At 43.0% G+C, this 13,434-nt stretch carries 14 protein-coding genes; 13 read left to right on the top strand and 1 reads right to left on the bottom strand.

The genetic code is table 11. The features are described from left to right. Window positions 1-276 precede the first annotated feature (276 nt). On the top strand, window positions 277-1,932 hold the full coding sequence (locus tag QFZ77_RS18690) for a stalk domain-containing protein (RefSeq protein WP_307441732.1): 1,656 nt from the start codon (window positions 277-279) through the stop codon (window positions 1,930-1,932). 57 nt (window positions 1,933-1,989) lie between these two features. Here the strand turns inward: QFZ77_RS18690 and QFZ77_RS18695 are convergent, their stop codons facing one another. Next, a complete protein-coding gene (locus tag QFZ77_RS18695; protein ID WP_307441733.1) occupies window positions 1,990-2,823 on the bottom strand; it encodes a polysaccharide deacetylase family protein in 834 nt (277 codons plus the stop codon). Window positions 2,824-2,988: 165 nt separating this feature from the next. Between QFZ77_RS18695 and QFZ77_RS18700 the strand changes: the two genes are divergently transcribed. From QFZ77_RS18700 to fni, 12 genes are all read left to right on the top strand, one after another. Further along, window positions 2,989-3,300 carry a hypothetical protein gene (locus tag QFZ77_RS18700; protein WP_307441734.1) on the top strand — a complete coding sequence of 104 codons (312 nt, stop codon included), beginning with the start codon at window positions 2,989-2,991 and terminating at the stop codon, window positions 3,298-3,300. A 247-nt stretch (window positions 3,301-3,547) separates the two neighbouring features. Next, window positions 3,548-4,153, top strand: coding sequence for a genetic competence negative regulator (locus QFZ77_RS18705; RefSeq protein WP_029192986.1), 606 nt, complete (start codon window positions 3,548-3,550; stop codon window positions 4,151-4,153). Window positions 4,154-4,284: 131 nt separating this feature from the next. Beyond that, window positions 4,285-5,787 carry a DnaB-like helicase C-terminal domain-containing protein gene (locus tag QFZ77_RS18710; protein ID WP_307441735.1) on the top strand — a complete coding sequence of 501 codons (1,503 nt, stop codon included), beginning with the start codon at window positions 4,285-4,287 and terminating at the stop codon, window positions 5,785-5,787. Between the two features lie 87 nt (window positions 5,788-5,874). Further along, on the top strand, window positions 5,875-6,570 hold the full coding sequence (prsW, locus tag QFZ77_RS18715; protein ID WP_307441737.1) for a glutamic-type intramembrane protease PrsW: 696 nt from the start codon (window positions 5,875-5,877) through the stop codon (window positions 6,568-6,570). A 69-nt stretch (window positions 6,571-6,639) separates the two neighbouring features. Then, window positions 6,640-6,795 (top strand): hypothetical protein, encoded by a 156-nt coding sequence (locus QFZ77_RS18720; protein ID WP_162257309.1) that lies wholly within the window; start codon window positions 6,640-6,642, stop codon window positions 6,793-6,795. Window positions 6,796-6,904: 109 nt separating this feature from the next. Next, the gene (ypeB, locus tag QFZ77_RS18725) at window positions 6,905-8,278 is read left to right on the top strand and encodes a germination protein YpeB (protein WP_307441738.1); all 1,374 of its coding nucleotides are present in this window, start codon (window positions 6,905-6,907) and stop codon (window positions 8,276-8,278) included. Between the two features lie 103 nt (window positions 8,279-8,381). Beyond that, entirely contained in the window at window positions 8,382-9,035 is a 654-nt protein-coding gene (locus tag QFZ77_RS18730) for a flagellar brake protein (RefSeq protein ID WP_307441739.1), read from the top strand. Window positions 9,036-9,143: 108 nt separating this feature from the next. Next, entirely contained in the window at window positions 9,144-9,368 is a 225-nt protein-coding gene (locus QFZ77_RS18735; protein ID WP_307441742.1) for a hypothetical protein, read from the top strand. A 139-nt stretch (window positions 9,369-9,507) separates the two neighbouring features. Continuing rightward, on the top strand, window positions 9,508-10,191 hold the full coding sequence (gene cmk, locus QFZ77_RS18740; protein WP_307441743.1) for a (d)CMP kinase: 684 nt from the start codon (window positions 9,508-9,510) through the stop codon (window positions 10,189-10,191). A 1-nt stretch (window position 10,192) separates the two neighbouring features. Beyond that, the gene (locus QFZ77_RS18745) at window positions 10,193-10,774 is read left to right on the top strand and encodes a lysophospholipid acyltransferase family protein (RefSeq protein WP_307441745.1); all 582 of its coding nucleotides are present in this window, start codon (window positions 10,193-10,195) and stop codon (window positions 10,772-10,774) included. A gap of 151 nt (window positions 10,775-10,925) precedes the next feature. Then, a complete protein-coding gene (gene rpsA, locus QFZ77_RS18750; RefSeq protein WP_307441746.1) occupies window positions 10,926-12,230 on the top strand; it encodes a 30S ribosomal protein S1 in 1,305 nt (434 codons plus the stop codon). A gap of 29 nt (window positions 12,231-12,259) precedes the next feature. Beyond that, window positions 12,260-13,318: a type 2 isopentenyl-diphosphate Delta-isomerase gene (gene fni, locus QFZ77_RS18755; RefSeq protein WP_307441748.1), complete on the top strand. Its 1,059-nt coding sequence runs from the start codon at window positions 12,260-12,262 to the stop codon at window positions 13,316-13,318. The last annotated feature ends 116 nt before the right edge of the window (window positions 13,319-13,434 follow it).

Consider the following 13,434-nt stretch of genomic DNA (forward strand, 5'->3'; position numbering starts at 1 on the left):
AATAGAGGTAAAGGAAGACGATACGTACTTACCGCCGCGTAATGCTGTGCATCCCTCTGAGCGAGGAAAGTGGACGCGTATATTCTATCTAACTTTACTATGGTTATTCATTATTCTTGTGGTTAGTTTAACGGTTTGGGGCATTAAATATTATTCGTAGACGATTCAGATATACCAATCAACCTAAGTTGTGTAAAAGAAGTGGAGAAGCTATGATAGATTCATAGTTTTTTTCATTTTTTATCATAGTTTTTTTACCAGGAGGATGCAGCGATTATGTTGGCGAACCACACTTCAAGATGGATTTTTAATGTGAAATTAATGGCTATTATATTTGTATTATTTTCAAGTATCTTTTGGTCAGCGAAACCATCCTATGCTCTGTCTTATGGAAGCTTGTCTTATCCGCAAGGCGATGTTGGACTCTTGCGTCCAGACATTGGAGTAACACTTGAGCTAAGTGAAGGAAAAACGCCGGAAAGCTATCATTTTTATTTAAACGATAAGGAATTAAATGTTAGCTATGATCCCGTTTCGGTTAAATTTATATATCGTCCTACAGCTGATTTACTGCCTGGGAACTATAATGCTCGTTTAGTGCTGTCTTTCAATGGCTATCAACCTATATCAATTGATTGGAAATTTACGGTTATTAAAGGTGCGGTTTCGTTAACGTCTGAAACGACTAAAGAGCAGGAGGATGGACTTCGGGCGATCAATGATTATCGGGCTAAATTAGGGCTGTCGAAGGTCAAATTCAATAATGCTTTGAATACAGCGGCTCAGAAGCATGCGCAGTATTTATCCCGAAATAAAATCGATCCTATTCGGACGTCTATTTCTTTGCATGATGAGGACCCAGCGCTGCCAGGTTATATCGGCAAGTCATTAAGAGAGCGGGTACAATTTATCGGTTACTCGCGTTCAAGCAGTGAAGATGTAGCTTATAATCGGGTTACCTTAGTTGAAGCTATAGATAGTCTATTTGATGCTCCCTATCATCGTTCACCATTCATGGTGCCAGGACTCGTGGAAATCGGTGTGTTTAGAGATGGTGATTATCACGTTATCGAATTTGGTTTCTCAGACGGGATTGCACCAGAACTAGTCGTTTCTCCAGGAAATAATGATGTGTATGTACCAACCCTTTTTGATGGTCATGAGACCCCGGATCCGATTCGCTTTCATTCAGGGGCGGAATATCCAGTTGGTTATCCGATCATGGCTTCCTTAAACGGGCCCGGAGTAAAGAAGGTAAGTTTGGAGGAGGCAGAGTTAAAAGACGAGGGAGGTAACTCCGTATCACTACTGAAGAACGAGCCGGGTAAAGATGATCATTTGGAAACTGAAGTAATTGTGATGCCTTCGAAACCACTGGAATTAGATACAACTTATAAAGCCAAAATCAAATTGACAGCAATCATGGAAGATGGGAGTACTAGACCCTATTCGAAAGAATGGACATTCCGCACAGAACCTCGGGTTGGTGTTGGTGTACTTAAACTTCATAAGGATGCTGTTGCTTACATGCTGCAAATGGCTAACTTCGGGCTAAACCGCAATCACTTGGTTTCATTTGGTTTGAATGAGGACAAGTATCTACTTGATTTAATCCCTTATCCTATGAAGCAAAAGCCATATATTCAAGATGGGACTTCATACCTTTACATTAGAGACTTGGCCGCGGCACTAGGTGCAACTGTTGAATGGGACGATAACCAGAAAGCTGCTGTTTACAAAAAGAAAGACAAGACGATTATCTTTTATACGAACCGAAATGCGTATAGTTTGAATGGTGTAGAGCATGCAACAGAATCAGCTGCTAAGCTCATTCATGAAACAACGATGATTCCGGTTCGGCTGCTTTCCGAGACTCTTGGTGCGAAAGTGACCTATGAGGAAAATACAAGAACAGTGAATATTAGTTATTAAAAAACAAGAGCCCTGCAGCACCGACACCTGACGTGTAGGAGATGCAAGGCTCTTTTCTTATTTCATTTCTAGCTCAATGGCATTCGGATCTACGAAAGAATATCCTTTTTCCTCAAGTTGGGTAAGAAGTGTGTCTAAGGCTTTCACTGTCCAAGGCAGCTCGTGCATCAAAATATTACTACCGCCATGTAATTGTTTCATCACATTTTCGATCACTTTACCGGAATCGTTATTTTTATTAGTCATATCCCAGTCTAACGAACCGTTGGACCATGTCATATAAAGCATCTTATTGTCTTTCACTTTGGTTTTCAAATAATCATTGCCAGAACCAAAAGGAGGTCGGAAAAATTCAGGCGATTGCCCTGTCAATTCTTTTACTATTTTTTGGACATCATCAACTTGTTGATCAATCTTTTCATTCGTCATGCTTTTCAAGTTTTCGTGGTCCCAGGCATGATTACCAATGGGATTACCGCTGTTATGAATGAGTTTAACAAGTTCGGGCTTTTGTTTGATTCGATATCCATTCAAGAAGAAGATTGCCTTGGCATTATGCTTTTTTAGGATGTCGATTAACGCCTGATTCATGGCTTGTTCCTTAGGACCGTCATCAAAGGTTAAAAGGACGATCTTTTTGTTCCCATTGGGATCGTTTGGTACAATATCATAGTTTTTGTTCATATGATATTCTTTTTTGACGACTTCTGGAGCTGGCGTTGTCGCTGTAGGGACGGGAGTTGGAGAAGGTACAGGACTTGGTGTAATTGTGGCGACAGCTACCGGTGTAGAGCTCGTTGTTTCGATTGGACTTATTTTTGTTTGGTTCGCACTGCAGGCAGCTAATAAGATCATGACACTCATCATTAGTACACTGGCTTTTTTGTTCATTATCCTTCGTTCTCCTCAGGTCTTTATACTTGTAGGTCATTCCTATAGTACCACATTTCGCAGATAACATATCTCCTTTGTTTTCCTCCCGTCTTAACGTATGCCCTCCTAGAAACTCGCGCAACCTATGAAGGAATCATACTACTTGACATGGAGGGAGACCCAATGAAGATAGGCACATTTTTGCTCGGCGGTATTGCCGGTGCGGCGGCGGTTATATATCTCAATCGTAAAAGTAAATCAATGTTGTTCTCAGCATTCAGCTCGTCCAGTGAATCTATGGGTAAAGTTGTTGATAAAGCAAAGGACTCGTTGGTGAACAAATCATTTGGAGATTCAACGTCCAAAAGTTTCTCGACTTCAAACTCGAATGGCCTGAATCAAGTTGAAAAAATAGTGAAAGAAGATCCTCATTTGAAAGCAACTGTCAATGAAATCATGCGTGAAAATAAAGAAAGTTCATCGACTATCCAATGAACCTAAGTATGAAGCACAGTCTGGCATCCCCAAGGTGCTGGCTGTGCTTTTCTTTTTATACATAACTTGCGCGTGCAATTGCACGCAATTAATGTTAACATGATAGGTGAAAACGAAAGCAAGATGCATGTCCATTTTCGTTCTCAAAGGTTCACCTTTTTCTTTTTTTATCATATTCTGTTTTAATAAGATGACCATGCTTTCGATGCAAGCTTTCCAGTCGGAAGGCTCAAAGGAGGATCCTATCATGAAAATAGAACGCTTAAGTCAGGATAAGATACGGATTTTCCTAACATTCGATGACTTAACTGAACGCGGTATTCAAAAAGACGACATGTGGAGAGAAATTCCCAAAGTACACGAATTATTTAGTGAAATGATGGATCAAGCCTATTCAGAGCTCGGATTTGACCCGTCCGGCCCGCTTGCTGTTGAGGTGTTTGCACTCCCGGCACAAGGAATGGTTGTTATTGTGACCAGAGGTAAGCTTGATTTGTATGCAAACTCAGATGCATATGATGATCACGAAGCTGAAGAAGTGTATGAAATGGAAGTAACGCTTGAACAAAGCGATTTAGTCTCCTATGCTTTCCGTGATTTTGAAGATCTTGTGCGTGTATCCAAAGTAATTAATCCCCTTCTCATGGAAGGCGGTACCCTTTATTCATACAAAGGGAAATATATTTTACAACTCGAGCCTGTTGACCTCGAAGAAACGAAATACCAGGCATTAATTGCTGTCTTATCTGAATTCGGCGAAGCCGCTTCCGTTACACAAGCTGTGCTTGAAGAGTATGGGAAGACAATCATTGCAGATGATGCAGTTAAGGTGCTCTGCCGTCATTTCAAATAAGGCCATCTTCCTTACTTTTTGAGTAGAATGAAACAAGCATTTTCAAAAACGATTGTTTTTGTGGATGCTTGTTTTGTTGGTTATTCGTGATCATTTATCAACGTAGCGAAGAGATAATGGGGGAGACCTAGATGACTAGCATAGATCGCAAACGACTGGCGCCTACTCTGGCTGCTGTTGATTTGGACGGGTTATTGGCCTATTACCAAAAGCAGCTCCGCGAGAAGGCTTATTTCTATTTACAAAAAAGAGGGATAACGGAAGAAACGGTTATACAGTACCGTATTGGCTTTGAAATTGGCAAGATAGGATTCTATGTTGATCAGAATCAGCTAGGTGATTACTTCGAGCATAGAGTTATTGTTCCTATTCGGAACTACAACGGCGAAATTGTCGACTTAATCGGACGCTCGATAGACAATAGAGAGCCGAAATATAAACCCCTGTATGGTTTAGATCAGTATCTATTTAATTATTCAGCACTTGAAGATTCAGATGAAGTTGTTCTTTGCAACGGGATATTTGATGTCCTAACGTTGACTCAGGCCAAAATGCCTGCTGTTTGTGTACCTGATAACGGTATGTTTAAAGAACAACATATGTCATTATTTGCTGGTAAACGCGTTTATATTTGCATGGGGAATGATGAGACCGGAAGAAGGGATTCTACACGCATAGAAGCCTTATTAAGGGAACAGGGCAATGAGACGTATATTATTAATTTGCCCGAAACAATTCGAGATATTAACGATCTGTTCATTAGAGCTCAGAATCCGGTTGAGACTTTTCTTGCGCTAGTGAATCAAACTGTTGAGGAAACAAGGCTAGCCCCTGTAGCTCCAGATATCAAAAATAGCACCGTTTATTTAGAAGAATATATGAAACGGTTCCGCGGCCAAGTCGCTAGTATCCGCACTGGTTTTGCTAAGCTGGATCATTTACTTTTCGGCGGCTTTGGAAATGGCTTGTATTTACTGGCAGGTTCAGGCTCCATAGGCAAGAGCATGCTGCTTAAACAAATAGCTGATGAACTTGCTTTTCAGCAGAATCCGGTTATTTTTGTGTCATGGGATATGACGAATTTCGAACTATGGGCACGCAGCATTGCAAGGATTATTGGGATTGCTCCACAGAAAGTACTCGGGGGCAAAGTTGAGCCTGAACAGGTAGCAGAAGCTAACAAGCAGTACGTAAAAATCAGTAAAATGCTTTGGATGCTTGAGTGTACGATGGATACAACGCTCGATCAAGTAGCCGCTTCCATTGAACGGATTGCAGTTGTTGTTGGCAAAGAGCCCGTGATTTTCATTGATCATTTGCAGCGTATTCCAGCAGCTAAAGGGGTAACACCGCTAACTTGGGAGCAGCAGCAGGCTGCTATCGCCTATACGCTTAAACAATGGTCCAGAGAATGGAATTGCCCGATTATCGCTGCTACCGCATTAGAGCTTGGGCAAGATAACGTGTCTGACAATGTGCAAGCTTCAGCGGATGTGGTCATGATTATGCAGCCTAATGAAACAGAAGAGGATCAACAGCAGTCTATATCACTAGTCTTGAAGAAGAATCGAAATGGCACAATAGGGAGTATCCCACTCATTTTCCATAATGATCGTGCGTTGTTCACCGAATAAGACATTGAAAATGACTATAATGTTCATATTACGCATGGAATCGAGCTGTGGTTCTAAATGCTATTGAACGAAAAGGGGGAGCTGTAATTGCAAATTCTGCCGATTATTATGGCAGCCGTAGCGCCAGGTCTCTCATTGCTAACGTACTTTTATTTGAAGGACCGATACGAAACGGAACCGATTCATTTAGTTATTCGAATGTTCTTGTTTGGTGTTCTGCTTGTATACCCTACGATGGTACTGCAGAATTCGTTGATTGAAGAGTTTGGAAAGGGTACTTTTATCTCGGCTTTTTTCCTATCTGGTGGCGTTGAAGAGTTTCTGAAATGGTTTATCCTCTATCATTTGATCTTTAGGCATGAAGCCTTTGATGAACCCTATGACGGAATTGTGTACGCAGTGGCCGTAAGCTTAGGTTATGCGACTTTGGAAAATATCATTTATGCTTTCCTTAATGCATCGTCTTTCTCTGCGCTGATGATTCGCGCTCTGCTGCCTGTTTCAGCGCACGCATTGTTCGGTGTCATGATGGGTTACTACTTGGGCAAGGCTAAATTCATTCCACACAAAGCGCAAAGGTATTTATGGATTTCCTTACTGCTGCCTATTTTGTGGCATGGATTGTTTGATTATATTTTGCTTTTTTTCAAAACGAACTGGGTTTGGATCATGATTCCAGTCATGTCTTTTCTATGGATTCGCACAATTTGGCGGGTTGACCGTGCCAATGCTCATTCCCCACTACGCATCGCGACAGCGGATGAGAAGATTAAAGTGAGCTGAAATAGGTCATAATGGACAGTATAGATGGCGATTCCTGGCTGTAAGTCCGGAACTACCGGGAGGGTGTACATGTCCACGACAAGAGTCAAAGTAAAGATCCGCTGCCGGTTATGCGGTGAAAAGTTTGTGCTGAAAGGCAAGAAAGAAAAAGGTAAAATTGAAACGGGATTCCGCCAGTGCATTTGCAGCAATGAGCAAGACTTTGAAGTAGAGACCGAAGATTAGCGTGAGGCCATTCTTTTTAGAATTGGCCTCTTTTTGTTGTCAATCTTGTATAAACCTGCCTCCCCACGTAAAAACTAAGCGCAAGTTTGGGTACGAAAGGAGCAGTCGCGTGTATAAAAGATTAAGTATTGTCATGTTTCCATTCCTCTTGATTGCCTTGATTGGTGCTTCAGTGTGGGGATATTTGGAACACCAGGAGAAGAATTCGATTTTGATCAAAGCAGAGAATCAATATCAACGTGCGTTCCATGATCTTTCTTTCCATGTGGATAAGCTTCATACAGAGCTTGGTAATACGTTGGCTGTTAACGCAACCTCGGAGCCTTCTTACCGAAAGGGGCTAGTTAATGTATGGCGGCTAACGAGCCAAGCGCAAAGCGATATTACGCAGCTCCCGCTAACACTGCTGCCATTCAACAAAACGGAAGATTTCTTAGCTAATATGGCTAATTTCTCATACCGAATGTCCGTTCGTGACATGACGAAGCAGCCTTTAAATGAGCAAGAAATAAAAACGTTGAATGCTCTTTATGATCATTCCTCCGAGATAACGAAGGAAATACGCGGTGTTCAGGAGAAGGTTTTGTCCAAAAACTTGCGATGGATGGACGTCGAAGTCGCCCTAGCTTCTGAAAATGAAACACATGATAATGCGATCATTGATGGCTTTTCTACCGTTGACAAAAAAGTTGGAGCCTACGAGGAATTAAACTGGGGACCTGGAAATTTGAACATTTTTTCCAAAAATGATGTTAGCGTTTTGTCCGGGAATGACATGACAGCTGATCAAATTAAACAAAAAGCAGCGCAATTTCTGGGGGTGAGTGATACTACTACTATGAAAGTAGTTGAGAATGGTGGCAGTGCGCCAGAATATCAAAGCTTTAGCGTTGTGGTTCCAGGCGGAAACGGCAGTGAAAATGATATTCAGATGGATTTCACCAAAAAAGGCGGTCAGCTCATTTATTTTATGAAGCCGCGAACCATAAAAGAATCTAAGTTTGATCTTAGACAGGCGCGAGATATAGCTAATGAGTTTTTAGATCAACATGAATATAAAGATATGAGCGCAGTTAGCTATGATCAATATCAAAATATGGCTAACATTATTTTCGCTAAGCGAGAAAAGGATGTTACGATTTATCCTCAGCAGGTTAGCGTTAAAGTAGCTTTAGACACTCTTGAAGTCACTGGCGTGCAGGCAACAGACTATATATTTGGTCAAAAACAGCGAACGGTTGATCAGCCCAAAATGACGGCAGCCGAAGCACGTAAGCATCTTAGCCCGAAAATGGAAGTGACTGGCGAGTCTTTGGCGATTATCAAAAATGAATTAGACGAAGAAGTGCTTTGCTATGAATTTATCGGGAAGATGAACAACAATATTTATCGTGTTTATATGAATAGTGAGAATGGGATGGAAGAGAAAATTGAGACCATTCGCCCCGAACAAGCTGAAGCAGCAGCTGAAGCAAAGAAATAATCATAGAGAAGAAGCGGGTTCAATCCTAGCTTCTTTTTTTTGCTATCATAATTAATAGGTCATTGGTATAATTAAGATATATTACGTCTCGGAGGTGCAGAAATTGCTTCCTAAAGTCAACCAGATATTACATATGCAAGTGAATAGCATCGACGATGAAGAGTCCAAAATTGAGTACAAGTCGCGAATTGCTGACGTGACGGATAGTGTGATTGCCATTGAGCTCCCGCTGAATGAGAAAACAGGCCGACTCAAGAAGCTTTATCAAGGTGATGAATTAAGCACATTCTATTTAGGTCAAGGTGGCGTAAAGCACTATTTCACAACTTCGGTTACAGGTTTCAGAGAAGATGTGATTCGCTTAGTGGAACTGCGTAAACCAAAGCCTGAAGCCATTACGCAAGTTCAACGCAGAAGTTTTCTAAGGGTTTTGGCCGAACTTGAAATTGCCGTTAAATTGTCGGATCAAATTCAATTCATTGGCGTGACAGAAGATGTCGGCGGTGGCGGGATTTCGTTTATCTGTGAGGGACATATCCCACTCGGAATGAATGCTATTATTTCTTGTTGGGTACTTGCACCCTTCAAGAATGGTAATATTGAGCATATTCCTTTTACTGGCGAGGTTGTCCGTGTTAAACAGATTGAGTCTGGCAAGCAATTGGCAATGATTAGATTTACGGATATAGCCGATCGTGAACGTCAGAAACTAATTCGCTTTTGCTTCGAGAGACAAATGGATTTCCGTAAACGATAATGTAGGGATCTTTTGATGTAGTCAAAAGTCTCTCTACTTGTAAGCATGAGATTTCACCTGCATGGGCATACTACCAAGCAATATGTCTATTTGAGTAGGTGGGGCATCATGTCAAGGGATCAGGAGAATAAGTCATACGAGCAGCTGTTTATCCTCTTTTCTGCAAAGGTAGAAAAGATGATCATTCGGACAACGCTCGTATTTTTCGTTTTACTTATATGTGCTCAAGCCATGCTTCAAATTCCCTACATACGTAAGCATTTTACCCGTGTTGAACCATTAGAGGGAAAGCCCTATGTATGGCCTCAAAATGGGAAGGGAGAGCGCTCTTAAGCACATCTAAAAGCAATCCAATATGCGTCCATGTTTTGCATATGCCTTTTTAATGTGCTATAATTTCAATTAATTAGCAGGCAGTGCCTGCTTTTTTGTTCGTAAGGTACTGTGAGGTATTGTTAGGAGGAACAGCAGCTTGGAAAAGTTCAATATTGCCATAGATGGTCCTGCTGGAGCCGGTAAAAGCACCATTGCACGGCTAGTTGCTGGGGCACTTGGTTTCGTTTACGTGGATACAGGAGCCATGTATCGGGCAGTAACGTGGAAAGTACAGCAAGAAGGGCTGCAATCTGATCAAGAACAAGAAGTAACTGCCTTGGCGAATCGCATGCAGATTGAGCTCATTCCTCGCGAGGAAGGACAACAGGTTATCGTAGATGGCGTCGATGTGACCAAAGAAATCCGTACGACAACCATAACGGATCATGTCTCCCAAATTGCTAGCTACGGAGCTGTACGCCAGCTTCTGGTTACACTTCAGAAGCAAATGGCCATAACCAAAGGCGTAGTCATGGATGGCCGCGACATCGGTACTCATGTTATGCCAGACGCTGAAATCAAAGTATTTCTGACAGCTAGCGTAAAGGAAAGAGCAGAGCGTCGATTCAAAGAGATGCAAAACAGCGGGACTTGCAACCTTACGCTCTCTGAACTTGAACAGGACATCGCTCGTCGCGATCAATTGGACCAGGATAGAGAGATTTCACCGCTTAGACAAGCTCATGATGCTGTTTTAATGGACAGTACTTCAATGACCATTGAGGAAGTTGTGGACGAAATACTTGGGCTTTGCAAAGACAAAGTCGGAGGTGGCAAATAAGATGCTTTATCGCATCGGCAGGGCCTTATTTCGTTTTGTTTTTACCTTGTTTTTCCGTATGAGGGCCTTAGGTATGGAGAATGTCCCTACACATGGAGCAGTCGTACTTTGTGGGAATCATACCAGTTTGTTGGACCCGCCATTGTTAGGAACCCCGCTTAAGCGTATGGTTTATTTCATGGCGAAGGCCGAACTGTTTGATATCCCTGTGTTTGGTTCCATCATTTCTAGAGTAGGTGCTTTCCCTGTGAAACGCGGTGGCGTTAGCAGAGAATCGATCCGACTTGCCGTACAATTGCTTCGCGATGGTAACATGTTGGGCGTTTTCCCAGAAGGATCGCGGAACAACGCTGGGGGCATGGGCAAGAAGGGCGCAGCCAGTCTTGCACTGAAATCTGGAGCAACTGTAGTTCCTGTGGCTATTATAGGCAATTATTCCTTATTCCGCCGCATGACGATTGTATATGGAAAACCGCTTGATATAAGTGCTTATGCAGGTGCAAGCTCCGAAGATTTGGAGCAGGCAACGGAAGCTATTATGAAAGAAATTCGCCGATTACATACTGCTTATAGCAAAGGTTAACGAGGATGTATGGAATCGAAAGCTTGGAATTATACTATCTTTAAAGCGAATGGAAGTTATTGTTTTGTTTGAAACAGAGTAGAAGCTTACATTGCTGCTTTGTGACTAATAAATTATTTTTTGTTGTTTGTAATTAGAGGAGGGTAATCCCATGTCAGATGAAGTAAAAGTTGAAGATCAAACGCAAGAAGTACAAGAAGCACAAGAAACAGCCGTATCGCAAGCAGAAGCTGAGCACGCTCTTAATAACGTTGCTGTGCTGAAGAAAGGCGCTACCGTTAAAGGTAAAATCGTTAAGGTAGACGCAGATCAAGCCTTCGTGGATATCGGTTACAAATACGATGGTGTTATTCCAGTTCGTGAGCTTTCTACCGATGCAGAAGCAACACTGCTTGGACAAGAAGTTGAATTAAAAGTTGTTTCAATCAACGATGCGAAAGAAACATTGGTTCTTTCCAAACGTGTTGTTGACAACAGCAAAGTATGGGAGTCACTGCAAGGTCAGCTGGATAGCAAAGAAATCATTGAAGCTACTGTAGCTGAAGTTGTAAAAGGCGGACTTGTTGTGGATATCGGCGTACGTGGTTTCGTACCTGCTTCCATGGTTGAGCGTCAATTCGTTGAAGATTTCTCCTCTTACAAAGGCCGCACTTTGCGTCTTCGTGTGAAAGAAATCGATCGCGAGAAAAACAAAGTGATCCTGTCCCAAAAAGATATTCTAGATGAAGAATTCGAAGCTAACAAAAAGAAAATCATCGAAGGCCTTCAAGTGGGTCAAGTACTGGATGGTACTGTTCAACGCTTAACACAATTCGGTGCGTTTATTGATATCGGTGGTATCGACGGACTTGTACACATCTCCGAGCTAGCTTGGCACCATGTAGAACAAGCTTCTGACGTAGTCAAAGAAGGCGATAAAGTGAAGGTGCAAATCCTTAAGCTTGATCCTTCCAATGATAAAATAAGCTTGAGCATCAAAGCGACTCAAGAAGGTCCTTGGTCCAATGTGGAGCGTGAATTCAAAGCAGGCGATATCGTAACAGGTACAGTGAAACGTCTTGCAGCTTTCGGCGCATTCGTTGAAGTGGCTCCTGGTGTTGAAGGTCTTGTGCATATTTCCCAAATTGCCCACCGTCACATCGGTACTCCACATGAAGTATTGAAAGAAGGCCAAGAAGTTCAAGTGAAAATCTTGGAAATCAATACGGCAGAGAAACGCGTTAGCTTAAGCATTAAAGATACAGAAGAAGCTCCTGAAGCTCCAGCTGGTGCAGCTGCTCCTTCTGCTGGTAAACCAGACAGAGAAAGACAACCAAGAGGCGATCGTGACCGCGGAAACAGCGCAAGTCACCAAAAAGAGATTGCCGGCAATGAGAACGTGTCCTTGAGCAATCAAGGTCTGTCCATGACACTTGGCGAGCGTTTTGGCGATAAACTTTCCAAATTCAAAAAGTAAATGATACGACGCTTAGGGGGACCATAAGAATGCGCATCTCACGCAAAATGGAGCATGTCCATTACGCGCTGGAGCTTGGCCAATCACTGCAGCAAGGGCTGTCGGATATCAAGCTTGTGCATAACTGTCTACCTGAGACTTCGACGGATCAAATAGCATTAACTACGGAAATCGGCGATCTCATTATGAGTTCGCCGATTTTAATTAATGCAATGACGGGCGGCGCTCAGGAGACGGAAAGCATTAATCGCGAATTGGCCATCTTGGCAAGGGAAAAGGGCATGGTTATGGCCGTTGGTTCCCAAATGTCAGCAATTAAAAACAGTGAGGTTGCTTCGAGCTATCAAGTTGTTCGCCGCGAAAATCCTAAAGGGATCGTGTTCGCGAATTTGGGCAGCGAGGCGACGACCGAGCAAGCGGTCCGCGCCGTCGATATGATTGAAGCGAATGCGCTTCAAATTCATTTGAATGTGATGCAGGAGCTCATTATGCCGGAAGGGGATCGCAGCTTTGTGGGCATGTTGGGCCGCATTGAAGCGATTGTTCGGCATGTACAGGTACCTGTCATCGTGAAGGAAGTTGGCTTTGGTATCCTGAAGGATAACGCCAAACAATTGCAGAGCATCGGCGTCCGCTTTTTGGATGTCGGCGGCTCGGGTGGCACGAATTTCGCCGCCATTGAGAATGCCAGACGTCCAGCCGCCTTGGATTGGCTGAACGATTGGGGCACACCGACAAGCATTGCCTTGCTAGAGGCACTCTCGGTTTATCCGCGAGGCGGAGTTATTGCCTCAGGCGGTATTACGAACGCTTTGGAAGCGGCAAAAGCGCTAACGCTCGGCGCTTCAGCGGTTGGCATGGCTGGCGCATTCTTGAGGGTTTTGCGCAGCGAGGGAGTCGATGCGCTCCACCATTTTGCTGATGAGCTTCATCAAGGACTTATTCTTATTATGACAGCGCTAGGCGCTAATACGATTCAGGCATTGGGAAATTGTCCAGTTGTCATCATGGGCGAAACAGCTGAATGGTGCAGGGCTAGAGGTATTAACTTAACTTCATATGCAGAAAGAGCCAATCGGAGTAAATAATCGAAATATTGCCATACTATGAATCAGGTGGTGCTTCCCTCGTTAAGTTGGAGTGGAAGCCTGAAGATCCGCAGGCAGGTCGGTGGCATATGTCACCTGATCGCCTATGCATGGTA

Source organism: Paenibacillus sp. V4I3 (assembly GCF_030817215.1).
GTDB lineage: Bacteria > Bacillota > Bacilli > Paenibacillales > NBRC-103111 > Paenibacillus_E.